The following is a 22,392-nucleotide window of genomic DNA, read 5'->3' as shown; positions in this document are numbered from 1 at the left end:
GCTCAAGGCTACCGGTGCCCGCTTCCCGGTCACGAACCGATATTCCACTCCGCCGAATCGTGACCGAATTGCCGGAATCTCTGCACGGCGGAATCCGGCAATGGCCGTCACGGAATCGTCAAACTCGAGGTTCCGCAATCCCTGGATCGAGGGAGCCGGGTTCCTGCTCGCTTGACCCGACTCCACGGCGCCGCGGGCGACTTGGGGAAGGCGGCGGGCTCGACCGTCCACAGATATCCACAAGGAGCGGAGAGTTATCCACAGGCTGTGTGGAAGAACTGTGGACACCGAAAGGGCTCGATCGGCTCGCGGTGACGGCTCTCCGTGATCATTCCTGATGTCACCAGAACGGGGTGGATTCCGGTACCAAACTGTGCTTCGCGCCCACTTTCGAGTGGAATGGCATCGCCCCGAAGAGTCGATCAAGGTGAATAGGTGGACGAATAGGTGGACGAAAGCGGATGCAAGGGATTCATCCCTTGCGTTGGTCTTGGTCTCCTCCGTGCCGCTGTGTCGGCTTACGTCGCGCTTTCCGGTCGACCTGCCCGGCGAGTTGTCCCCAGGTCTTCGAGCCTGCCTGTGGATAACCGCTGTGGATAACTTGATATCCGCAGGTAGGACCTGTACGTGGTTCATACGGGACCGATAGGCGGTTCATATGGGACGCGTACGGACAGCTTACGGAGAGTGCGTGGGACGCCCAGGCGTGGTCCGCGGAAAGGGCGCGGGAGTCCGGCCCGGGGTCTGAGCCGAGGTCCGGCGTGGGGTCAGAACCGGCCGTCCTGGCAACGCGCCAGCCAGTCCGAGGCGGCCATGAAGTCGGTGTCGGACGTGCCCACCCGCAGTGGTGACACGTCCTCCGGGGCGACCCCGGCCCGCGGGTAGGAGCCGAGGAAGCGCACCTGCGGCGCGATCCGCTTCAGCCCCATCAGCGCCTCGCCCACCCGGCGGTCGGTGATGTGGCCTTCGGCGTCCACCGAGAAGCAGTAGTCGCCGATGCCCTTGCCCGTGGGGCGTGACTCGATCCGCATCAGGTTGACCCCGCGCACCGCGAACTCCTGGAGCAGTTCGAGCAGGGCACCGGGGCGGTCGGCGCCGAGCCAGATGACCACCGACGTCTTGTCCGCGCCGGTCGGCGCCGCGGGCCGTGCCGGACGGCCGACCAGCACGAAGCGGGTCTCGGCGTTGGTCGCGTCATGGATCTCCGTGACCAGCGGCTCGAGCCCGTAGGCGGCGGCCGCGAACTCACCCGCGAAGCCGGCGTCGTACCTGCCCTCCTGCACCAGGCGTGCCCCGTCCGCGTTCGACGCGGCGGATTCCCACACGGCGTCCGGGAGGTGGGCCGCCAGCCACTTCCGCACCTGCGGTTGCGCCACCGGGTGGCCGGTGACCGTCTTGATGTCGCCCAGCTTGGTGCCCGGGCGCACCAGCAGCGCGAACGAGATCGGCAGCACGACCTCGCGGTAGATCATCAGCGGCTTGCCGGTGGCGAGCTCGTCCAGGGTGGCCGTGACGCCGCCCTCGACCGAGTTCTCGATCGCCACGAATCCCCCCGCGGCCTCACCGTTGCGCACCGCGTCGAGCGTGGCGGGCACGGACACCATGGGGACCAGCTCACGGGTGGCCGCCTCCGGAAGCGTGCGAAGAGCGGCCTCGGTGAAGGTTCCCTCGGGGCCGAGATACGTATAGCGCGTCGCCGACATACCGTCACCCTATAGGCGAACGGCACCTTCCCTCGCGGCCGTGAGCCACCGGAGCCACTCTCCGTGACCTGGTGGTCGACGTGCGGTCCTGCCCGTGGTCCGCCCGCTCACGCCTCCAGCAGCCGCTGCCCCAGGTACTCCTCCCCGTCGCCCCAGGCGGGCACCGCGAAAAGACCGCTGGCCTCGTGCCGGATGAACGGTGAGAGGGCGTCGCCCCGGTCGAGCTTGCGCTGTACGGGGACGAAGCCGCGCAGCGGGTCGGCCTGCCAGCAGATGAAGAGCAGACCGGCGTCAGGGACACCGTCCTGGTCGAAGCCGTCGTGGAAGGAGAACGGGCGGCGCAGCATCGCGGCACCGCCGTTCTGGTCGGGGCGGGTGATCCGGGCGTGCGCGTTCAGCGGGATCACCGGCTTTCCGTCGGGGCCGGTGGCGTCGAGCTTCATCTCGGTGTGCTCGGTGCCGCCGGTCAGCGGTGCCCCGGTGGACTTGCGCCGGCCGATCACCTTCTCCTGGGCCGTGACGGTCAGCTTCTCCCAGTCGTCGAGCAGCATCCGGATGCGGCGCACGACGACGTACGAGCCGCCCGCCATCCAGTCCGGGTCGCCGTTCGAGCCGTCCGACGGTACGAAGATCCGCCCCTCGAAATCGTCGTCGGACGGCTTGGGGTTGTTGGTGCCGTCCAGCTGGCCCATCAGATTGCGGGGCGTCTTGGGCTCGGTGGTGGCGCCCGGTGCGCGGTTGAAGCCGCCCATCTGCCAGCGGATCCTGGCCGTGCCCGCCGCCTCCTTCTGCAAGGCGCGCAGGGCGTGGAAGGCGACCAGGGAGTCGTTCGCGCCGATCTGGATCCACAGGTCGCCGTTGCTGCGGGACCTGTCGAGACGGTCGGAGGGGAAGTCGGGCAGCGGATCGAGGGCGCGGGGGCGCTGCTTGTCCAGCCCGGTACGGGAGAAGAAGCCGTGCCCGAATCCGAAGGTGACGGAGAGCGCACAGGTCCCGGCGTCCCGCGCGACGCCGGTGTCGTGCCCGGCCACGTCCACCGGCTTGCCCGCCATCAGCCGGTCGGTCGTCGCCGTCCAGCGCCGGAGCAGTGCGGCGGCCTGCTTGCGGCCTGCGCCGGGCCGCAGGTCGAAGGCGACGAGGTATCCGTGTGCTTGGAGGGAGTCGGTGATACCCGCCTGATGTTTCCCGTGAAACATCACCGTCTGCAAGCCGACCGAGGCCAGTGACTCGTCCTGGTTCGCCGAGCCGGACCCGTCCTTGCCCGCTGCCGCACCGTCGTTGCCGGACCCGCTGGCCGCGGCCGCGAAACCGCCCGCGGCACCCAGGACGAGCCCCGCACCGCCCGCGGTACCGAGCAGCTGGCGCCGGCTGAGACGGGAGGCTCCGGGATTGCCGGAAACGGAGCCATCTCCAGAGCCATCCCCGGAGCCTTCCCCGGAGTCATCCAGGGGGGACGCCAGCACGGACGAGCCTGGACCGGGCCCGGCGGGTGGCTCCTCTTCCGGGCCGGCTGGCGGCCGGGGCTTCGGGTCGTTGGGGTGAGCGGGGTCCGCCATCGTGGTCAGCCGATCTTCGCGTTCTTCTCGACGGTCACTTCGTCGATGTCGGAGGTACGGACGGTCACCTCGAACCGCCAGTCGCCCGCCATCGGGATCTGCACGCCCCGCGCCGTCCAGCTACCGGTGCCGCTGTGCCGGGGCGTGATGCGCATCGGGCCGATGTGCTGGGACGGGAGCGTGAGGCGGACCGTCACCTCGGGAATGTCCACGGCCTGCCCGCCGGCGTCCATCACCATGATGGTCAAGTCGTTGCGGCCCGGGTGACTCGGGGTGAGGTCGAGCATCACGCTGCCCTTGCCGTGCGTGCCGCCGCCGGTGTCGTACGGCAGGTCCAGGGACACCGGTGGTGCCTGCTGCTGGCTCACGGCGGCACCGCCCGCGGCGTTGCCCGCCCGTGCCGCCTCCGCCGTACGCCCGCTCTCCGTGGTGGTCAGGATGGTGGTGACGGCCAGCACGACGACCGCGACGGCGGCTTCGGCCAGCACCGAGCGGCGCAGCCCCGAACGTTCCGGGTCCGCCTCACGCCGCCGCTTGCGGAGTGCGACGTCCTTGGCCGTCTGCTGCCGGGCGAGCTGCGCGGCCCGTTCGCGGCTGGGGGTGACCACGGCGGGGGCCGCCGTGGTGGCCGGTGCCGTGCTCGGAGCCGCGGTGGTCGCGTCAGCCTCGGCGGTCGCGTTGGTTGCGTTGGTCACCTCGGTTGCGGCCGTCGCCTCGGTCGCGGCCGTCGTCTCCGTCGCGGCCTCCGCTGCCGCCGCGGCCGTCACGGTCGACGGTGCCACGGTGTCCGTGAGGAGGGCCGTCCAGCGTCGTGAGGAGGCTGCCATGGCCACGATGACGGCCACCAGACCCACCTTGACCAGGAGCAACTGCCCGAATCCGGTGCCGGTGAGCGCTGACCAGGAGCCCAGCTGCCGCCAGGACTGGTAGACGCCGGTCGCCACCAGCGTGACCACGCTGCTGAAGGCGAGGGCCGAGAACCGGCGCACCGCCGCGGCCTCGACCGAGGACACCCGGTAGAGCAGCGTGAGCAGTGTCGCGAGTCCGCCCAGCCAGACCGCCATGGCCAGCAGGTGCACGATGTCCACCGGCATGGCGATCCGGGGCTGGAGGCCCACGGAGGCGTGCTCGGACACCGCCCAGGTCGCCGCGAGTCCGATCGCCACGACCGCCCCGCCGATGGCAAGCCCGAAGCGGAGGTCCGCCGCCCGCCCGGCCGCGCCCCCCTCGCGTTCGTCGTCGCTGACGTCGCTGACCTCGTTGACCTCGTTGACCTCGTTGACGTCGCTGTCCTCGCTGCCTCGGTCCTTTCCGGCCTTTCCGGCATCCCCCTGGTCGCGGTTCGACTGATCATCGCCCTGCTCATCGCTCCGCCGCGCGTAGGCCCCGAAGAGCACGGCGACGAACAGTGCGGCGACGGCGAGCAGCAGCAGCCGGGAGACGAGGGCGGTGCCCGGCTTCGTGTGCACGACGTCACTGATCAGGCCGAGGTCGAAGATGTCCGCGACCTTGCCCGAACCGGTGTACGCGCCGCGCATCAGCAGCAGCGCCAGGGTCGCCGCGGTCATCGCGACCCAGCCGGACACGACCAGCCGCTGCACCGGACGCACTCCGGCCCCGCGCGGCCAGCAGACCAGGATGAAGGCCGCGCCGCCGACCAGCAGGATGAAGCCCGCGTACGACACGTAGCGCGCGGTGTCGTAGAGCCCGCCGACCACCCCGCCGCCGGCCGAGCCGGCCGTGGTCGGCAGCGCCACGCCCGGCCCGGACGGTGCGCCTACGGAGAAGGTGTAGGCACCGGCGACGGGATGGCTGTCGGCGGAGATCACCTGGTACGCGACCGTGTAGGTGCCGTGCGGCATGTCGTCCGTGCGCAGCCGGATGCGGTAGGTGTCGGAGCCGACGTGACCGACCTTGCCCGTGCTGACGCGTCGGCCCCCCGGATCCAGTACGCGCAGCCCGTCCTTCTCCACGCTGACCTGCTCGGAGAAGGTGAGCGACACCTGCGCGGGCGGCGCCTTGACCACCGCCCCCGACTTGGGATCGCTGCTCAACAACGCGGCGTGCGCCCCGGCCGGAGCGGCACCGCCGAGCAGCAGACCGGCACAGGCCAGCAGGCAGCAGACGAGCGCGGTCACCCACCGGCGACCGCTACTGGGACCAGTACCGGTACCGGGACCAGTACCGGCACCGGGACCGCGGCCCCGGTGGTCGAGCCGTTCGAGCCGGTCGAACCGGCCCCGGTGGTCGAGTCGGGACGTGTGGTCCTGGAGGCCGATGCCTCTGCGGGGGGACGAGGTCGGAACGCTGTGCACGGACGGTCAGCTCCTCACGAGGACGCAGACGGGTTGTACGTGGCGGGCTTCACCGGCACCGTGACGTCGACCGTGCCCGACCGCTTGAAGTGCAGCTCCATGTGCACCGTGCTGCCGACTTTCGGCTTGTGGGTGAGCTGCTCGAACATGACGTGGTTGCCGCCGCGGCCGAAGGTGAGGGTGCCGTGGGCGGGCACCGGGAAGGAGCCGCGCTCCCGCATGGTGCCGCCGGTGGTGCTGTGCAACGTGACCTTGGCGGCGAGATCGCTGGTCACGGAGGTGAGCGTGTCAGCGCCCCCGGCATTCTCGACGGTGAAGAACCCGGCGGCCATGCCGGTCGTGACCGGCTCCGGAATGAACGCCCCGCCGACCGTCAATCGTGGCGCGTCCGAGGCACTGCCGCTCGACGCCCCCGCACCCGCACCCGCACCCGACGCACCGTCCGCCCCGGCGGCCCGCCCACCGTCCGAGTCGGCACCGCAGCCCGCCAGCACCCCGGCGCCCAACACACCGGCGGTGAGCAGGGCTGCCGCGCGCGCCCGGACGCGGTACGCAGACCGCCGGCTCACGGCTTCTCCCCCTTTATGATCTTCGGGAGGTCCTTCACGTAGTCGTTGACGGTGGCGTCCTCGTCGAAGAGCAGGTAACCGTCGTCCGTCTTCGGCGAGAAGGCGATGACCTGCGTGCCGTGGGTGGACACGATCGTGCCGTCCTTCTCCTTCTTCGGTGCCTCGACGCTGATCGCCAGCTGTCGGGCCGCGCGCTGCACTGCGGAGAAGTCGCCGGTCAGCCCGATGAAGTCGGGGTCCTGCGCCTTCAGCCAGCCGCGCAGCTCGCTGGGGGTGTCCCGCTCGGGGTCGGTCGTGACGAAGATGACGCGCAGCTTGTTCTGGTCCGCCTTCGGCAGGTGTTTCTTGGCGACGGCGATGTTGCTCATCGTCAGCGGGCAGACGTCGGGACAGTGCGTGTAGCCGAAGTAGATCAGCGTCGGCCGGCCCTTGGTCTCGGCACGCAGGTCGAACTTCTTGCCGTGTGCGTCGGTCAGGGTCAGGTCAGGCTTCGGGTAGGGCGAGTCGAGTGCCGTCACGGCGTGCTGCCCGGTCCCGTCGCCGGCCTCGACGACCTTGGGCGAGGTGCTGCCGGCACCGTCGTCACTGCCGCTGCCGCATCCGGTCAGGGCGAGCAGGGCGGTGGTCAGCAGGGCGGCGGCGGACAGGTGCAGGGTCTTCTTGCGCATGGATGAATGTCCCATATGGAGTGGTTCCGGCGACGACCGGGGTGGTGCTCGGGAGCTCGCGGGGGTGCGCGGGCCCGGTCGCTCGCGGGCGTGCGAGGCGTGCGGGGCGTGCGGGTGCGCGGGGGCGATCGTGGAGTGCACGCCCCCGCGCACCTGGGTGGACCGGTGGGCCCGGCCCGAGGCGGGATCAGTCGGTGGCGCGCCGCCGGCCGGCGAGGACGCCGTAGGCCGCACCCAGGACGCCGACGATGATGCCGATGATGCCGAGCACGCGCGCGGTGGTGTCGCTACCGGAACCGCTGGAGCTGTCGGCGGAGGACGCGGTCTTCTCCTGGGCGCCGGAGTCAGCGCTGCTGCCGCTGCTCGCCTGCGCACCGCTCTTGCCCTCCTCGTCGGCCGCCGCGCTCAGCTGCAACACGGGCGCCGGGTTCTCCGGCTCCTCCTGGCCCTCCTGTTGGGCTTCGATCCAGCGCACGACCTCGTGGTTGGAGTACGTCTGGAGGGCCTTGAACGTCAGCTGGTCGGCGTCCTCGGGCAGCTTGCCGACCGAGACCGGGAACTTCTGGAAGTAGCCCGGCGCGATGCCCTTGCCGTCGGCGGTCCAGGTCACCTTGGAGACCACTTCGTCGACGGTCTTCTCACCCGAGGTGACGGGCTTGTCGAGCTTCGTCTTGGTGATCTTGATGGTCCAGCCGGGCACGGCCTCGGGCGAGACCGAGGTGAGCGGGTGCTGGTCGACGGGGAAGTTGACCTCCAGCTTGGTGGTCGCGGCGTTGTCGCGCTCGTTCGGCACCTTGAAGTCGAGGACGGCGTAGCCGCCCTTGGCCGCCGCGCCTTCGGACGCCACGGTGACATGCGCGAAGGCGGGGGCGGACAGGCCGACCACGGCGAGGACGGTGGCGCCGCCGACGGCGCAGATTCGAGAAACCTTCATGGCAGGAAACTCCAGGTCAGAGGGGGAGTTCGGCGGTGAACTGGTCGAGCACGGGCCAGGCGTGCGCCGCAGGCCACCGGATGGTCGGTCGTCGGTGCCGTGCGGTGCGCGCCCGCTTGGTGCTGGCGGGTGCGCCCGGGCGCCCGAAGGCCCCGGGAGGCAGCCCCGCAACGCGACACCTCTTGCGTCCACGCGGACCTGAACCGGCGGGCCGGAACCCCGTGCACGGCACCGAACGCCAGTAGCCCTTGTGCCGGACGCATGCAGGACGCCGGGGCGTGCGGAGCCTCGGTGCACGGCTGGATCCCGTGGGATCACGTGCACGCGTCCCGTACGTGTATGGCGTCTGGTGCGTCCAGGCCGTCCGGTGCGGTGCCGGTGGCGTCCGGCCACGCAGGTGTGGCCGGTGCACCGGGCGTCCGGTGTGCGCAGGCTGTTCGGTTTCGGTGTTCGGTGCCGATGCGGTCGTCCCGGCACTCGGCCCGGGGCCGGAGCGTTGCGGGGCGGCGGAGAAGCGGTTCGCCGGGTGGGCGGTGTCGCGTCAGGCTGCGAGAGCGCAGGCGGCGGGTGGCGGCCCGCGTCGGATCACCGTGTGCTGAAGGGCGACGGTCCGCGGCAGCGGCGCCCGCGTGTCGGGCGTGCGCCGGGGGCGCGGGCCGGAGGTTCGGACGTCGGGCAGGCCGGAGCGCAGGGCGCGCACCAGGGCCAGCGCGGCGCGTAGGGCGCGTACCAGTGCGGATTCTGCCAGACCTTGGGCTGAGAGCGCCATGAGCCGGAAGACGGCCAGGTCGCCGCGGCGCAGCAGCCAACCGGCGACCACGGCCGCCAGCAGATGGCCGAGCAGCATCGGCAGCGACGGCAGCATGGGCAGGGCGTGCAGGATCGGCGCCGAGCCGTCCACGGCGGCGCCCGGCGCCCCGGTGCCAGCGGCCATCCCCCCGTCGGTGGCCATCCCGGAGCCGACGCCGACACCGGCGCCCGCCCCCGTACCACCGGCGCCGCCTGCGGCGTCGCGGAGCATCCCCCGGTAGCTGCCGGGCATCATCCCCATCGCATGCGTGCCGGACATCAGCCGCGCGGCATGCGTCATCAAGGACGTCTCCGAGCGGCTGTGCGGCATGGTCATGTCGTGCTGGCCGATGCCGAAGAGCGCATGCAGCGCGAGCTGGCCGATGGCGAGCAGGGCGGTGATTCCGCCGAGCGAGCGGGACCGGCCGGCCAGCGGTAGGGCGACGCAGAACAGCGCGAGGCAGCCGACGGCCAGGGACCACGCCGGGACGGTGGCCCCGGAGGCGAGCGAGTGCCCGGCCGCGGACAGCACGACACAGGCCACGGTGAACACCGTGGCCCTGAGCAGCCGGAGGTCGAAACCGGCGCGTGCCTCGTACTGGCGGGGGGCAGTCATGGCTGGCCCATCATCCCACCCTGCCCATGGGTTTCACACGGCAGGTCCGCAAAGTGCCGTTGGGCCCCTTCTGTCACCTCTACCCGACACCTACGGAAACCTACGGACTCGCGGTAGCCGATGCGGCCGGGCTTCACGTAGACGTCTCTACCCGACACCTACGGACCCCATACCTACCCCCGTACGGACCGTGTACGGACCGCGTACGGACCCCGCTTCCGCCGAAGGGACGGGAATGCTCCGGAACGGTGCTTACTCCCGGCACCTCCCGGCAATACGTATCCCTAAGTCGAGCCGCGGCCAGCCGCGGCTAGGAGGCTGGAGCGATGAGCATCTTGTGGTCACTCCACTTGCGGCGTGAGGCGGCGAGCGTTCCGCTCGCCCGGCGCCTTTTGATCGGAGCGATGGAGACCGCCGGGGTGGACCCCGACGTCTCCTACGATCTCTCCGTCGCCCTCAGCGAGGCGTGTACCAATGCCGTCGCGTACGGCGAGAGCACCGCCTCCCCCTCCGGGACTTCCGGGGCGTACCAGGTGACGGCGTACCTCGACGGCGAGCGGTGCCGTATCGAAGTGGCCGACTCGGGGCCCGGCTTCCCGCTCGGTGCCCCCCGCACCGTACGGCGGCCCGTCGCCCACACCGCGGAGCACGGCCGTGGTCTCCGGCTGATCGAGCAGATCGCCGACCACGCCCACTTCGGCAACCGGCCGGGCCGCACCGGCGCCGTGGTGAGCTTCGACAAGAACCTGAAGTGGTCGAAGGACTCCCCCTTGGCGACGGTCTGACGCGGGACCGGGACGCGCACGGCGCTGGCTGACACGGTACGTGCCGACCCCCGGTGCCCCGCGGCCCGCGGCGCCGCCCTGCCTGGGCGGGACGCCGCGGACACCGTCCTCCGCCCGCTCCCCTTTATGCCGTCACTCCTGGACGTACGCCGTCACTTCTGGACCATGTACCCCGTCGCCCCCGAACGACGAATGACGGACAACGGACGACGGACGAACCTCGGGGTCACCCCCGAAGCTTCGCCATCCACAGCTCCACCTCGTCGGAACGGCGGGGCAGGCCGGCCGAGAGGTTTCGGTTGCCGTCCTCGGTGACCAGGATGTCGTCCTCGATGCGGACGCCGATGCCGCGGTACTCCTCCGGCACCGTCACGTCGTCGGCCTGGAAGTACAGGCCCGGCTCCACGGTCAGGCACATGCCGGGCTCCAGCACCCCGTCGGCGTAGGTCTCGCGGCGCGCCACGGCACAGTCGTGCACGTCCATGCCGAGCATGTGCCCGGTGCCGTGCAGCGTCCAGCGGCGCTGGAGACCCAGCTCGAGCACCCGCTCGACGGGCCCCTCGACCAGCCCCCACTCGACCAGCTTCTCGGTCAGCAACCGCTGCGCCGCCTCGTGGAAGTCGCGGTACTTCGCGCCCGGCTTGACGGCGGCGATGCCGGCCTCCTGCGCCGCGTACACGGCGTCGTACACCCGGCGCTGCACCTCGGTGTAGCGCCCGTTGACGGGCAGGGTGCGGGTGACGTCCGCGGTGTAGAGGGTGTGGGTCTCCACGCCCGCGTCGAGCAGCAGCAGTTCGCCGGAGCGGACCGGGCCGTCGTTGCGCACCCAGTGCAGGGTGCAGGCGTGCGCGCCGGCGGCGCAGATGGAGCCGTAGCCGATGTCGTTGCCCTCGACGCGGGCGCGCAGGAAGAAGGTGCCCTCGATGTAGCGCTCGCTGGTCGCCTCGGCCTTGTCGAGGACCTTCACGACGTCCTCGAAACCGCGCACCGTGGAGTCGACGGCCTTCTGCAACTCGCCGATCTCGAAGTCGTCCTTCACCAGCCGGGCCTCGGACAGGAAGCACCGCAGCTCCTCGTCCCGCTCGCCGGTGACCTTGTCGGTGAGCGCCGCCTCGACTCCCGCGTCGTGACCGCGCACCACCCGCACCGGACCGGTGGCCTCCTTGAGGAGGTCCGTCAGCGTACGGACGTCGGCGGCGGGGAGGCCGTAGAGCTGCTCGGCCTCCGCGAGGGAGTGCCGGCGGCCGACCCACAGCTCGCCCTGGCCGTCGAGCCAGAACTCGCCGTTCTCGCGGTTGGAGCGCGGCAGCAGGTAGATCTTCGCGGTGTGCCCGGTGGCGGTGGGCTCCAGGACGAGGACGCCGTTCTCCGTCTGGTTCCCGGTGAGGTAGGCGTACTCGACGGAGGCCCGGAAGGGGTACTCCGTGTCGTTGGAACGAGTCTTGAGGGTGCCGGCGGGGACCACAAGGCGCTCGCCGGGGAACCGTGCGGAGAGCGCGGCGCGGCGTGCGGCGGTCTGCTCGGCCTGTGCGATGGCGGCGAGACCGTGGAGTTCGGTGTCGGCCCAGCCGGACTTCATGCTCGCGGCCAGCTCGTCCGAGACGCCGTCGTACAGGCCGTTCTTGCGCTGCTTGATCGGCTTGTCCCCGGTCTCCTCGGTCTCCTCGGTCTCCTCGACCTCCTGGGCCGAGGCCTCGGCGGACTGCGCTTCGGCGGACTGCGACACCTGGTCCTCAGCCACGGCTTCCTCCTCCATCCGGCGGCCTGGTGAATCAGCGTCCATCGTAAGTCCGTGCGACCGCGATCCGAGGGCTTCGGTCCCGCGCGGAGACCCGGCGCGCACCTGCGGGCCGGTGGCAGAGGGCCTCGGGTGCGCCCGGGGAGCGCGCCGGGAAGCTCGGGCCGCATCCGGTCGTGTGGTGAAGCACACCCACACGCCCCCGTCCCCGCCCGCCCCCCTACACCTCTACATCCCTCTCCCGTGCACCCCGCTTCCCCCTCTTATGGAAGCCCTTCTTCTTATGGAAGCCCTTCGTACTTGTTAGGGGAGCCCTCTTCACATGCCTTATAGGGACCTGCTCACGCGCACTCTCAGGAGATCCCGTGAAATGCCGCGAAATCCGGCTTCTCAGGAGATCCCGTGAGATCCCGCTCACTCGAAACGCGCCGTCAGCACCACTACATCCGCCTCGGCCACGTGCCCCCCGGCCGGCCGCGCGCCGGGTTGCCCGTGCCCGCGGCCGTCCGTGGTACCGCCGCCAGGTCCGCCGGCACCGCTGCCGGGGCCCCCGGTCGCCTCGCCCGGCACCATGCAGCGCAGCACGTGGTCGGCCACCGCCCCGGGGTCACTCCGGAGCGCGGCAGGCACGCTCGCTCCGGCCGCGTGCAACCGGGCAACCGCCCGGTCCATCGGCTCCCCGGTGCGCCGCAGCAGCCCGTCCGTGCACAGCAGCACCGTCTCACCGGGCCGCGCGTGCAGCTCCACGGTGGGCGCCTCCCAGCAGGACAGCATTCCGAGCGGCGCGGACAACGAGGTCTCCACGAACTCGGTGCGCCGCTCGCCGATGATCAACGGTGGGGTGTGCCCGGCTCCGGCCAGCGTCATCCTGCGCAGCATGGGCTCGCAGTACGCGAAGAGCGCGGTGGCGCTCCGGGCCGGCTCGGTGAGCCGTAGCAGCAGCTCCAGGTCGGACAGCACGGCGACCGGGTCCTCGCCCTCCATCACCGCGTACGCCCGCAGGCTGGCCCGCAGGCCACCCATCGCCGCGAGCACCCCGGGCCCCGACCCGGTGACCGAGCCGACCGCGAGCCCGAACGCACCGTCCGGCAGCGGCAGCGCGTCGTACCAGTCGCCACCGCCGTTCGGCGCGGCTTGGTGCCGTACGGCGAGCCGGACGCCGGGGATGCGGGGCAGCCGGGTCGGCAACAACTCCTCGGCGACGGCGGCGAGGGCGGTGCGTGCGCGTTCCAGTTCCAGCAGACGGCTGAGGTGTTCGGTGGCGTGCCGGGCGTAGAGACCGATGAGGTGGCGGCGGCGCTCGGTCGGCTCGGTCGGCTCGTCGTACAGCCAGACCGCGGCGCCGAGCCGGCCCGCCGCCCTGGTGGTGAGCGGCAGGGCGTAGGTGGCTGCGCAGCCGAGCCGTGCCAGCACCTCGCGGTGGTGCGGGTTCAGGCCGTCCTCGGCCAGCAGATCGGGTCGGACCAACTCGTCGGGCCCGCCGGGCGTTCCGGTGGGCGGTGCGACGGGTGAGCCGCCGAGTGGCGCGGGTGGCCCCGGGGGCCCGAGCGGCGGTCCGGAGACGCCGCCGGACGGTTCGGTGGGCGTGTCGAGCAGCCGTCCGTACGAGGTCATGGCGCGCGGCACGGTCTCGATGTGACCGAGGTCGGCATGGGTGAGGCCGAGGCCGACGGTGGTGTCGGGGCCGAGCCCGTCGGACGGTTCCAGGACGACGAGGCCGCGGCGGGCACCGACCAGGGTGGCGCCGGCGCGCAACAGTTCGTGCAGGGCGTCGCGGAGGCGGGTGGTGCGCGCCAGGCGCTCGGTGAGCTCATGCAAGCCAGTGAGGTCGCAGACCCAGCCGGCCAGGCGGTCCTGGATGGCCGCCGCTGGGGCGCCCGGGGGCGTGGGCGTGGGGTGGGAACCGGGCGATGGGGCGCCCAAATGTGCGCCGGGGGGCGCAACAGTGTGAGCGGGCGCCGGAACTGTGGAGTCGATTCCGGCCACTTTCGGCGGAGGGGGCATGCTCATGGTGTCCAGCTCTCAGGCCGGTGCGTACCGCTCACAAGCATCGCAAACCCCCTGTCGTGCCGCGTCTTCCGCGTCTCTCCGCGCCGCTGGCCTGGCTGGCAGTGGGTCAACATCTACACGCAGAGATGTGGAGATGTCCAGCATTGTCCTGACAGCATTCGTGGTGTCTGCCCGCCTCCTTTGAGTACAAGGAAGTTGGCTAAAAACCGCCTCAGTGAACGGCATATTGCGGTCGACTGGTTTCGTTCAACGGCGCGTCATGACGCACACGATGGGTACGTGAACGATGCGGGCCGGGATCACCGGGATGCGAGCGAATCCGGAACCCGGCAGCGGACCAGGGCGTCATAACCACCGAAAAGGTCGTGCTTCAACCTCCGTGGCGGAGGCGGCGAGAACGCGGTAGGTACAGCGCCATGCGTCGTCATCCCCCACGCCATGCCCACGCCCGGCACAGCGGCACGCCGTGTCGGGCGATGAGTGTTCGAACCCTGCTCGACCCAGAGGGGATCCCCTGCTCCGCAGGGGTGTGACGCGCCAGCGCGTACGCACGGTGAACTGATCGACGCACGTAGTGACGGCACAGTGGCACCAACAGCAGTGGCAGCACACAGCGAGCAACACACAGCAGTGGCGGCACAGCAGCCACACAGCGTGTGAGGCACAGGGTGTGAATGTGGTCCTCGGCGTTCAACGCGGAAAGGAACGAGCGCTCATGCGCGAGATCCTCGGAAGGCGACGCAGGCTCCTGACCAGGTGGAACTTCAGCCTGAGGAGCGGGGGGAGCGACGAGAGGAGCGGCGGCGCGGGCGACGCGCAAGCCGGCCGGGCGAGCAGAACCGACGGATCCGGTACGACGGGTGAGGCAAGGGCGAGCGGTACTGCGGACTCGGTCGAGCCGACGGAGACAGGCGGTGCGACGGGCACCGTTGACGGGCGTGGTGAGCCGAGCGCGGCCGGTGCGGAAAGTGCGCCGGGCGCGTCCGGGGGACGTGGTGCGACGGGTACGGCCGGTGGGCGGAATGCGGCAGGTGCGGCCAGCGGACGCGGCGAGCCGGATGCGCTCGATGGATGCGCCGTGGCCCGTGTGCCCAACGAGGTCGGTGCCGTCGACGGCACCGGCGACGCGGCAGATGACACCGCAGAAGACGACAGCGCGACCGGCGCGATGGCCGGACCCGGTGCGCCCGGCGGTGCAGGCCTGACCGGCCGGGTCGACGGCGCCAGCAGGAACGGTAAGGCAGCGCGGACCGGCGGCAAGGGCAGCACGATCTGGGCCCGCTGGCAGCGTGCCGGCCGGTGGACCCCGAGCGGCATGCGGAGCGGCGGCGCCCGGGGAAGCGGTGCCCGCGCGGCAGGCAGCGGATCCTGGGCGACGGGCGGCAAGAAGAGCCGACCTGACCTGCCCGGCGCGGCGCTCGCCATCGCGACCGAATGGGGCTGGCCGGTACTGCCCGGCGTCGGCCTCCAGCAGCGCGCGGTAGGGCTACAGCCACGCGGCGGCGCCCGGTGCGCCTGCCCCGACCCCGAGTGCACGGTGCCCGGCGCGCACCCCTTCGACCCGGGCCTGCTGGCCGCCACCACCGACGAGCGCATGGTGCGCTGGTGGTGGTCCAACCGGCCCACCGCACCCATCATCATGGCCACCGGCGGTCGCGCCCCGTGCGCCGTCAGCCTGCCCGCGGTCGCCGCGGCACGCGCCCTGGCGGCCCTGGACCGTCGCGAGATGCGGCTCGGCCCGGTGCTGGCCACCCCCACCCGGTGGTCGATCCTGGTCGCCCCGTACTCGATGGAGCAGCTCGGCGATCTGCTGTTCGCCAAGGACTTCGTCCCCGGTTCGCTGCGCTTCCACGGCGAGGGCGGCTATCTCGCCCTCCCGCCGTCCTGCACCGGCCAGGGCCAGGTCCGCTGGGAGCGCGCCCCGCTCCCCGGCTCCGCGGCACCCTGGGTGCCCGACGTGGAGGCCGTCGTGGACGCGGTGGTCGACGCCCTGACGCACCGGGGAGTCAGCGCACCGGAGATGTGACGGTGCGGAGGCGCCCTGGGGCTCGCGGAACCCGTGCGAGCTCCCGGGCGCGCGAGCACTCCGGCGCACGCAGGCATGCGGGCGTGTGCGACGCCCGGGCGTGCAGTGCGCCCGGGCAAGCCCGCGTGCGGGGCGGGCGTGAACTGAGGGGCACGAGTGCGGGCGTGAACCGGCGGCCCGAAACGGGATGAACGGGACACAACCGGGGCGCGGCCGAGGTACGAGCAGGGTACGAACGGGACGGATGAGGCATCCGCCAACGGGCCCATGGCCGCGGGGGGAAGCCGGTGTCGGCCGCCGCCGAACGCCGGGTGTACCGGGGGTGGGGCGGGCGCCGACATGGCAACGCCCGGTTGCTGGCGACGGGGGATGCACCAGCAACCGGGCTATATGAACGGTAACAAGAGATCCGCGCATCGCAAATTCGATCTCGGCCAAGTACACACCGGTTCACCTGCGTCGATAAAGCGCTGTGAGCGGAGTCACCGCTGTTCGCCGGGCCCTCTGCCGGCCCATTCGACCGCCCGCGTACGGTGCCGGCAGGTCATCGAAAACGGCTGGGAAGTCACCCGTTCGGCTCAGCTCCCGACCCGAGCGCGGGTACCGACCGCAACGGCCGGCACCCGCACGCGGGCAAAGGCGCCACACGTCCGACCGACTCCGCCGACCCGCCGCCTCGCCGACGCATGTCAACCAAACGTCGAGGTCAAACGTCGAGGTCAAACGTCGAGGGCATTGGCGGAGGCCAGACGGCGAGGCCGAACGGTGAGGCCCATGCCAAGGCCGAATGGCGAGGGCATGGGCGGAGGCCAAGCAGCCACACCAGGTGGCGCATGCCAAGTGCCCTGCCCAAGCGCCCCGGCCACCGGACGCAGCGCGGGACGCAGCTCAGGCCTCGGCGTAGGACTCGGCGTAGGACTCGGCGCAGGGCTCGACTCAGGGCTCGGCGCAGGACTCAGCTCAGCGTGACCTGCCGGTTGGTGAGGCCGCTGCGGGCCCGGCGCTCTTCCGGGGTGAGCGGTGCCGTCGAGACCAGCGCGGTCGCCAGGCGTTCGGCGAACGCGGCGGCGGGCTTCTCGGTGTCCTCGGCCGACATTCCCGTCGGCAGGTCCCACACCGGCACCGTCAGTCCGTGCGCACGGAACGAGCCGACGAGACGGGTGCCCTCGCCCAGCGATGACGCGTCCGCCGCGTGCAGCCGGGCGAGCGCGTCGAGCAGCTGCTCCTCAGGGTGCGGCATGACCCACCGCAGGTGGTTCTTCTCCGGTGTCTCGCACCAGTAGGCGGCCTCGACGCTGGTGAGCCGCACGGTCGGGATCGCCGCGGCGTTCGCACGCTCCAGGGAGGCGGCGACCTCCGGCGTGGCGTTCTCCGCGTCCGGCACCCAGAACTCGAAGCCGGTGCGCACGACCGGCTCGAACGGCGCGTCGGACGCCAGCAGGTCCTGGAGGCGCGGCCCGTCCGCCGGGGCGCGGCGACCCTCCACCGGGGAGCCCGGGGCGACGGTCAGCGCGCGGGTGAGCGTGTCGGCGAGGTCCCGGCTGATGTCGCCGGAGGAGGTGTCGTTCTGGAGGCCGAGCAGGACGGCGCCGTCGTCGCGGCGCAGCGCCGGCCAGGCCATCGGCAGCACTGTGGCGAGCGTGACCGACGGGACGTCGTCGGGCAGGCCGCCGGCTTCCTGGCTGAGCGTCAGCTCGACGGTCGCGGCGGGCACCAGCTCGCGCAGCGCAACCCAGTCGCACTCGGCGGGCAGGCCCTCGAACGGGCGGTGCACCAGTTCGGTCACCGCATGCGCCGCCGCCCGGCCGTGGCACGCCTTGTAGCGCCGGCCGGAACCACACGGGCAGGGTTCACGTGCGCCGACGACCGGAAGCTCCGCGTCGGCGCCTCGCCCCGCCGCGCTCTGCTGCGGGCGCCTGGCCTTCGTCTGGGCGCGCTTCTTCGCCATCGTGGGCATCTCCCGGTTCCGGCTCGTCGTCTACGGCGCGAGGTGCGTACGTATGTGCACCAGGGGCGTATCCACGACACAGGTCGTGCGTGGCGCACGGGGGCGTGCGTGGGGCACGAATGCGTACGGCCGACGCGTCGTCGACGACGGCACGAGTGAGTACGGCTGAGTTACGGCGCGAGCCTAGCCGGTCGCGCCCCTGGGACGCGGAATCCTGCGGGAGCGGGTTGTACGGACACCCGGATTCTCGGTGATGTCGCCATCAGCGGACCCGGTCCCACATCGCCCCGATCACCACGACCGGGGTCGGGGCCCCGTCGATCCCGGTCGTCAGCCCCGTTGTATCCCGGTCGTCAGCCCCGCTTGTATTCCGCTCGTCGGCCCCGTTTGTATTCCGCTCGTCAATCCCGCTCGTCGAGCCGCCCCGAGGCCTCCCGGTCGGCCAGTAGCGGCCCCGGTCGGGAGGCTCCGCGTGTGGCGAGCTCGCCGCCGTGTCGGTGGGCCTGAGGGTGCCCGTGCCCGGAGCGGTGCGCGTGCGCCGCGGTGGCGGAACCGCTGCCGGTGCGACGGCCCGGGGTGCCGACCGTGGCGTGCGGGGTGCCGTCGGGGGAGTGGACACGGCCCTGGGCGTCCTGGCCGTTCCCCGCGGTGACGCTTCCGTGGCCGCCTGCGCGATTGCGGGTGGCCGGGGTGCGGGCGGGGGCGGTCTCCAGGCGGACGACCACCCAGACGGTGACGCCGCCGTGCACGCCGTCCCGTACGCCCCAGTCGTCGGCCAGGGCGGTGATGATGTTCAGCCCGCGGCCGCCGCGTGCGGTGATCGAGGGCTTGGCGGGAACGGGACGGGTGGGACCCCCGCCGTCCGTGACCTCGACCGTCAGCCGCCCTGCCGCATCCACGCGCCAGGCGGCCAGTACGTCCCCGCCGCCGCCGGGCACCTCCCGCAGTGGCCTGCCGTGCCGGCACGCGTTGCTGAGCAGTTCGGAAAGGATCAGTACGGCATCGTCGACCGCCGTGTCACAGACCCCGCAGACGCGTAGTTGGTCGCGCATGCGACGCCTGGCTTTCCCCACACCCGCAGGGCCATGGGGTACGGCCATGCTCGACGACGTGGGCACTTCCTGTGCCACCACCAACGCCACCCCCGAGACCTCCTTTGCCCCACGCCACGGTGTGAATGCCCCGGGCCACCGGACCGGAAACCGGCCAGACCACGTTCCGTGACGTACGCCTCATTGCGGCATATGCGCCGAACGCGCCAGGTGTACGCCGGGTGACGAAGAGTGGTGTGTGCGGTAACGCGGCGTTATGCCCGGCCGAGCCGGCGCAGTACCTGCTTCGGCCGGTTGGTGATGATGGCGTCCACGCCGAGCGAGACGCACAGATCGATGTCGGCGTCCTCATTGACGGTCCACACGTGGACCCGGTGCCCGGCCTTCTTCAGCTTCTCGACGTAGCCGGGGTGGTTGCGCACGATCCGCAGCGACGGTCCGGCGATGTGCACGCCCGAGGGCAGCCGTCCCTCGCGGTGCCGAGGCGAGATGAACTGCATCAGATAGACGGTCGGCATGGCGGGGGACGCGATCCGCACCCGTTGCAGGGAGCGCGCTGAAAAACTCATGATCCGAACCGGCCATGCCTGGCGCACCGTCGGCTCCGGACCTGAGCCGTGTGCGCCGTGCGCGCGGTCCGAGCCGCCAGCGCCGCCCGTGCCCTCTGTCGTGGCGTCCGTGGCGTCCGTGGCGTCCGTGGCGTCCGTGACACCTGTGGTGCCCGTCGTGTCTGTCGTGTGCGTCATGTCGGCGATGTTCGTGATATCGACAATGTCGGTGGCGTCCGTGCCGTAAGCCTTTCGCGACCTATGGCCCCATTTCACGCCACTCATTCCCTTGCCCCGATATTCGGAGCCCGCTCCGACGGTCTCCGATGGCCACTGCGTGCCGTTTCGCGTGTGGGGGGTGTGGGGGGTGTGGGGGGACGGTGCGGGGGCCTCGAGGCCGAAGTCCCGGAGGGTGGCGAGCAGGCGCCGTTCCACCTGGCCCGCCCAGCGGGTCGGGTGCTTGGTCTCGATGGCCAACTCGATGCGGCGGCCGCTGTCCGAGACGAGTTCCAGCAGCCGCTCCAGGGTGAGGACGGACGTGTCCTCGGCGCGGTCCGCGTCGTACCAGTCCGGGCTCTCCTCCCAGCCAGGTGCGTCGGCGCCCTTCTCGCGGCCCATCCAGGAGCCGAAGTCCAGGGTGGCCAGCTCGGAGAGCTCCAGCGCCGAGACCGCTCCCCGACCGTTCGACGTACGGTTGATCCGGCGATCGTGCACGCAGACCAGGTGCCCGTCGGCGGTGAGACGTACGTCGCACTCGAGGGCGTCGGCGCCGTCCTCGATGGCCTTGCGGTAGGCGGCCAGCGTGTGTTCGGGAGCGTCCTCGGAGGCCCCGCGGTGGGCGACGACCTGGATGGCATGCTGTGCGTCGGTCACCGCGTCATGGTGTCACCCCGGTGGGGTAGACGCGCAGCGGCGGTCGCCGCCCTGGACCGCTGCGGATGCGCCCGTTTCGTCCGAGATAAAGGATGGTTTCGGACGCACAGCAACGGCTTACAGTGCCCTGACGGCCGATAGGAAAAGCTGATGGGTACTGACTCGCGCAGCTGGCCCGGCCGAACCGTCGGGCCCAGCTGCCGTGACCTGGGCGGCCGAGTGCTGGACCCGAGACAGTCGTGAATGAGGAGGAGAGCTGTGAGCACCGAGAACGAGGGCACTCAGGTACCCCCGGCGCCGTCCACACCTCCGGTGCCGGCGGGTTCCCCCGTGCCGGCGGACTCTTCGGTGCCGGCTGATTCTCCGGTTCCGACGGAGTCCTCCCCGGAGCCGGCACCGGGCGTGCCGGGCGTACCCGCCGCACCCGGCGGTGCCCAGCCGACGCTGGCCAAGAGCGCACCGCAGCCCGTTCCTGACCCGGCCGCCGCTCAGCCCGTTCCGGGCGCGGCCGCACCGCAGCAGGACCCGGGCACGACCGCGCAGCTGGCGGCCTACCCGCCGCCGGCACCTCCGCAGGGTCCGCCGCAGGGCCCGCCCCAGGGCCCGCCGCCCGGCGTTGGTCAGGCCGGCGTTCCCGCCACCACCGACGGCCAGGGCGCGGTCTTGTCCCAGGGCGCCGGCGACTGGCCGCCCCAGCCGGGTGGTGCGCCCGGCTACGGCGGCGGCGGTGACGGAGGATGGGGCGCGTCGTACGAGGCGCCCGCCCCGCGCCCCCGTAGCCGCCGCGGCGGGCTGGTCGCGACCGTGCTGGTGGCGGCGCTGGTCGCAGGCGGAGTAGGCGGCGGCATCGGCTACTGGGCCGCGAAGCAGGGCGACAACTCGACGGATTCGACGACCGTCTCGGCCTCCGGCCCCGACGTCAAGCGCTCGCCCAAGTCGGTCGCCGGGATCGCCGCCCGGTCGTTGCCCAGCGTCGTCACCATCGAGGCCCAGAGCGGCAACGGCGACGGCGGCACCGGCACCGGCTTCGTCTACGACAAGCAGGGCCACATCCTCACCAACAACCATGTGGTGGCCTCCGCGGCGGACGGCGGAAAGCTCTCGGCGACCTTCTCCAACGGCAAGAAGTACAGCGCCGAGGTGGTCGGCCGGGCGAAGGGCTACGACGTCGCCGTCATCAAGCTGAAGAACGCCCCGTCGAACCTGAGCCCGCTCGCGCTCGGCGACTCCGAGAAGGTGGCGGTCGGCGACGACGCCATCGCCATCGGGGCGCCGTTCGGCCTGAACAACACCGTGACCACCGGCATCATCAGCGCCAAGGACCGCCCGGTGACCACCAGCGACAGCGGCAGCAGCGGCGACGCCTCCTACATGAGCGCCCTACAGACCGACGCGTCGATCAACCCAGGCAACTCCGGCGGCCCGCTGCTGGACGCACGCGGCGCGGTCATCGGCATCAACTCCGCGATCAAGCCCTCCAGCGACAGCGGCGGCCTCAGCGGCGGCCAGGGCGGCTCCATCGGCCTCGGCTTCGCCATCCCGATCAACCAGGCGAAGAACGTCGCCGAGCAGCTCATCAAGAACGGCCAGCCGGTCTATCCGGTGATCGGCGCCTCTGTCTCCCTGGACGAGCAGGGCAGCGGCGCGAAGATCACCAGCCAGGGCCCGAGCGGCTCGGAGCCGATCACCCCGAACGGCCCCGCCGACAAGGCTGGCCTGAAGCCCGGTGACGTCATCACCAAGCTCGACGACGCGGTCATCGACAGCGGCCCGACCCTGATCGGCGAGATCTGGAACCACAAGCCCGGCGACACCGTGACCGTCGTCTACCAGCGGGACGGCAAGCAGCACACGGTGAAGCTGGTGCTGGGCTCCCGCAAGGGAGACAGCAACAGCTAGCTGAACGAACACGGGGAAGACCGCATGTCGAAGGGGCTGCCGATCGCATCGGCAGCCCCTTCGACGTGTTCGGCGGGCCCGGGGCGCCCCCGGTCTCAGCCCGACCCGTGGTTCCCTCACGCCATCCCGTGGCCGCCTCTCCCACCCGCTAGGCTGTACCTGCCCCGTCCCAGGTGGACGGCGGCGGGGAGGCGTGCCCGAGCGGCCGAAGGGAACGGTCTTGAAAACCGTCGTCGTGGCAACACGACCGTGGGTTCAAATCCCACCGCCTCCGCGCAGGTCATAGACGTTGCAGGTCAGAAGGGGTGCCCCTCGATCGAGGGGCACCCCTTCTGCGTGCAGCCTGTCTCACCCCGGCTCGCC

Annotated in this window: 13 protein-coding genes, 1 tRNA gene and 3 pseudogenes; 4 read left to right on the top strand and 13 right to left on the bottom strand. The window is 71.6% G+C overall.

Translation table 11 applies throughout. From position 1 onward, the window contains the following. Positions 1-767 precede the first annotated feature (767 nt). The 7 genes from pheA to NQO67_RS09700 form a co-directional block, all read right to left on the bottom strand. Positions 768-1,703 carry a prephenate dehydratase gene (pheA, locus tag NQO67_RS09730; protein ID WP_255949407.1) on the bottom strand — a complete coding sequence of 312 codons (936 nt, stop codon included), beginning with the start codon at positions 1,701-1,703 and terminating at the stop codon, positions 768-770. Positions 1,704-1,810: 107 nt separating this feature from the next. After that, on the bottom strand, positions 1,811-3,259 hold the full coding sequence (efeB, locus tag NQO67_RS09725; protein ID WP_255949406.1) for an iron uptake transporter deferrochelatase/peroxidase subunit: 1,449 nt from the start codon (positions 3,257-3,259) through the stop codon (positions 1,811-1,813). A 5-nt stretch (positions 3,260-3,264) separates the two neighbouring features. Then, complete coding sequence (locus NQO67_RS09720; RefSeq protein WP_255949637.1) at positions 3,265-5,397, bottom strand: copper resistance CopC/CopD family protein; 2,133 nt, start codon at positions 5,395-5,397, stop codon at positions 3,265-3,267. 191 nt (positions 5,398-5,588) lie between these two features. Beyond that, entirely contained in the window at positions 5,589-6,143 is a 555-nt protein-coding gene (locus NQO67_RS09715; protein ID WP_255949405.1) for a copper chaperone PCu(A)C, read from the bottom strand. After that, the gene (locus NQO67_RS09710; RefSeq protein WP_255949404.1) at positions 6,140-6,811 is read right to left on the bottom strand and encodes an SCO family protein; all 672 of its coding nucleotides are present in this window, start codon (positions 6,809-6,811) and stop codon (positions 6,140-6,142) included. The genes NQO67_RS09715 and NQO67_RS09710 overlap by 4 nt, the downstream gene beginning before the upstream one ends. Positions 6,812-6,998: 187 nt before the next feature. Continuing rightward, positions 6,999-7,745: a YcnI family copper-binding membrane protein gene (locus NQO67_RS09705; RefSeq protein WP_255949403.1), complete on the bottom strand. Its 747-nt coding sequence runs from the start codon at positions 7,743-7,745 to the stop codon at positions 6,999-7,001. 541 nt (positions 7,746-8,286) lie between these two features. Next, the gene (locus NQO67_RS09700; RefSeq protein ID WP_255949402.1) at positions 8,287-9,150 is read right to left on the bottom strand and encodes a hypothetical protein; all 864 of its coding nucleotides are present in this window, start codon (positions 9,148-9,150) and stop codon (positions 8,287-8,289) included. A gap of 326 nt (positions 9,151-9,476) precedes the next feature. On the opposite strand from NQO67_RS09700, the gene NQO67_RS09695 reads away from it, so the two are divergent. Then, the gene (locus NQO67_RS09695; RefSeq protein WP_255949401.1) at positions 9,477-9,935 is read left to right on the top strand and encodes an ATP-binding protein; all 459 of its coding nucleotides are present in this window, start codon (positions 9,477-9,479) and stop codon (positions 9,933-9,935) included. 226 nt (positions 9,936-10,161) lie between these two features. On the opposite strand, the gene NQO67_RS09690 is transcribed toward NQO67_RS09695, so the two are convergent. Both NQO67_RS09690 and NQO67_RS09685 read right to left on the bottom strand, forming a co-directional pair. Next, on the bottom strand, positions 10,162-11,661 hold the full coding sequence (locus NQO67_RS09690; protein WP_255949636.1) for an aminopeptidase P family protein: 1,500 nt from the start codon (positions 11,659-11,661) through the stop codon (positions 10,162-10,164). Between the two features lie 426 nt (positions 11,662-12,087). Continuing rightward, positions 12,088-13,683, bottom strand: coding sequence for a PP2C family protein-serine/threonine phosphatase (locus NQO67_RS09685; RefSeq protein ID WP_255949400.1), 1,596 nt, complete (start codon positions 13,681-13,683; stop codon positions 12,088-12,090). 1,402 nt (positions 13,684-15,085) lie between these two features. On the opposite strand from NQO67_RS09685, the gene NQO67_RS09680 reads away from it, so the two are divergent. Further along, positions 15,086-15,709, top strand: a complete 624-nt coding sequence (locus NQO67_RS09680) for a bifunctional DNA primase/polymerase (protein WP_255949635.1) — start codon at positions 15,086-15,088, stop codon at positions 15,707-15,709. Between the two features lie 955 nt (positions 15,710-16,664). Here the strand turns inward: NQO67_RS09680 and NQO67_RS09675 are convergent. The 4 genes and pseudogenes from NQO67_RS09675 to NQO67_RS09660 all read right to left on the bottom strand — a co-directional run. Next, positions 16,665-17,657, bottom strand: coding sequence for a DUF5926 family protein (locus NQO67_RS09675; RefSeq protein ID WP_255949399.1), 993 nt, complete (start codon positions 17,655-17,657; stop codon positions 16,665-16,667). Between the two features lie 716 nt (positions 17,658-18,373). Further along, positions 18,374-18,799, bottom strand: a pseudogene (locus NQO67_RS09670) (ATP-binding protein); the annotation flags it as partial. Between the two features lie 164 nt (positions 18,800-18,963). Then, positions 18,964-19,290, bottom strand: a pseudogene (locus NQO67_RS09665) (glycerophosphodiester phosphodiesterase family protein); the annotation flags it as partial. A 330-nt stretch (positions 19,291-19,620) separates the two neighbouring features. Continuing rightward, positions 19,621-20,130, bottom strand: a pseudogene (locus NQO67_RS09660) (glycerophosphodiester phosphodiesterase family protein); the annotation flags it as partial. 243 nt (positions 20,131-20,373) lie between these two features. Between NQO67_RS09660 and NQO67_RS09655 the strand changes: the two are divergent. Further along, positions 20,374-22,029: a S1C family serine protease gene (locus tag NQO67_RS09655; protein WP_305125584.1), complete on the top strand. Its 1,656-nt coding sequence runs from the start codon at positions 20,374-20,376 to the stop codon at positions 22,027-22,029. Positions 22,030-22,216: 187 nt separating this feature from the next. Beyond that, positions 22,217-22,303 (top strand) — tRNA-Ser (locus NQO67_RS09650). Positions 22,304-22,392: the final 89 nt, after the last annotated feature.

Source organism: Streptomyces odontomachi (assembly GCF_024435355.1).
GTDB classification, from domain to species: domain Bacteria; phylum Actinomycetota; class Actinomycetes; order Streptomycetales; family Streptomycetaceae; genus Streptomyces; species Streptomyces odontomachi.
This window is presented reverse-complemented; position numbering and strand designations above follow the sequence as displayed.

Coding starts and splice junctions, on each gene's coding strand:
- pheA (WP_255949407.1), bottom strand. CDS start 1,703: ATGTCGGCGACGCGCTATACGTATCTCGGCCCCGAGGGAACCTTCACC.
- efeB (WP_255949406.1), bottom strand. CDS start 3,259: ATGGCGGACCCCGCTCACCCCAACGACCCGAAGCCCCGGCCGCCAGCC.
- NQO67_RS09710 (WP_255949404.1), bottom strand. CDS start 6,811: ATGCGCAAGAAGACCCTGCACCTGTCCGCCGCCGCCCTGCTGACCACC.
- NQO67_RS09705 (WP_255949403.1), bottom strand. CDS start 7,745: ATGAAGGTTTCTCGAATCTGCGCCGTCGGCGGCGCCACCGTCCTCGCC.
- NQO67_RS09700 (WP_255949402.1), bottom strand. CDS start 9,150: ATGACTGCCCCCCGCCAGTACGAGGCACGCGCCGGTTTCGACCTCCGG.
- NQO67_RS09695 (WP_255949401.1), top strand. CDS start 9,477: ATGAGCATCTTGTGGTCACTCCACTTGCGGCGTGAGGCGGCGAGCGTT.
- NQO67_RS09685 (WP_255949400.1), bottom strand. CDS start 13,683: ATGAGCATGCCCCCTCCGCCGAAAGTGGCCGGAATCGACTCCACAGTT.
- NQO67_RS09675 (WP_255949399.1), bottom strand. CDS start 17,657: ATGGCGAAGAAGCGCGCCCAGACGAAGGCCAGGCGCCCGCAGCAGAGC.
- NQO67_RS09655 (WP_305125584.1), top strand. CDS start 20,374: ATGAGGAGGAGAGCTGTGAGCACCGAGAACGAGGGCACTCAGGTACCC.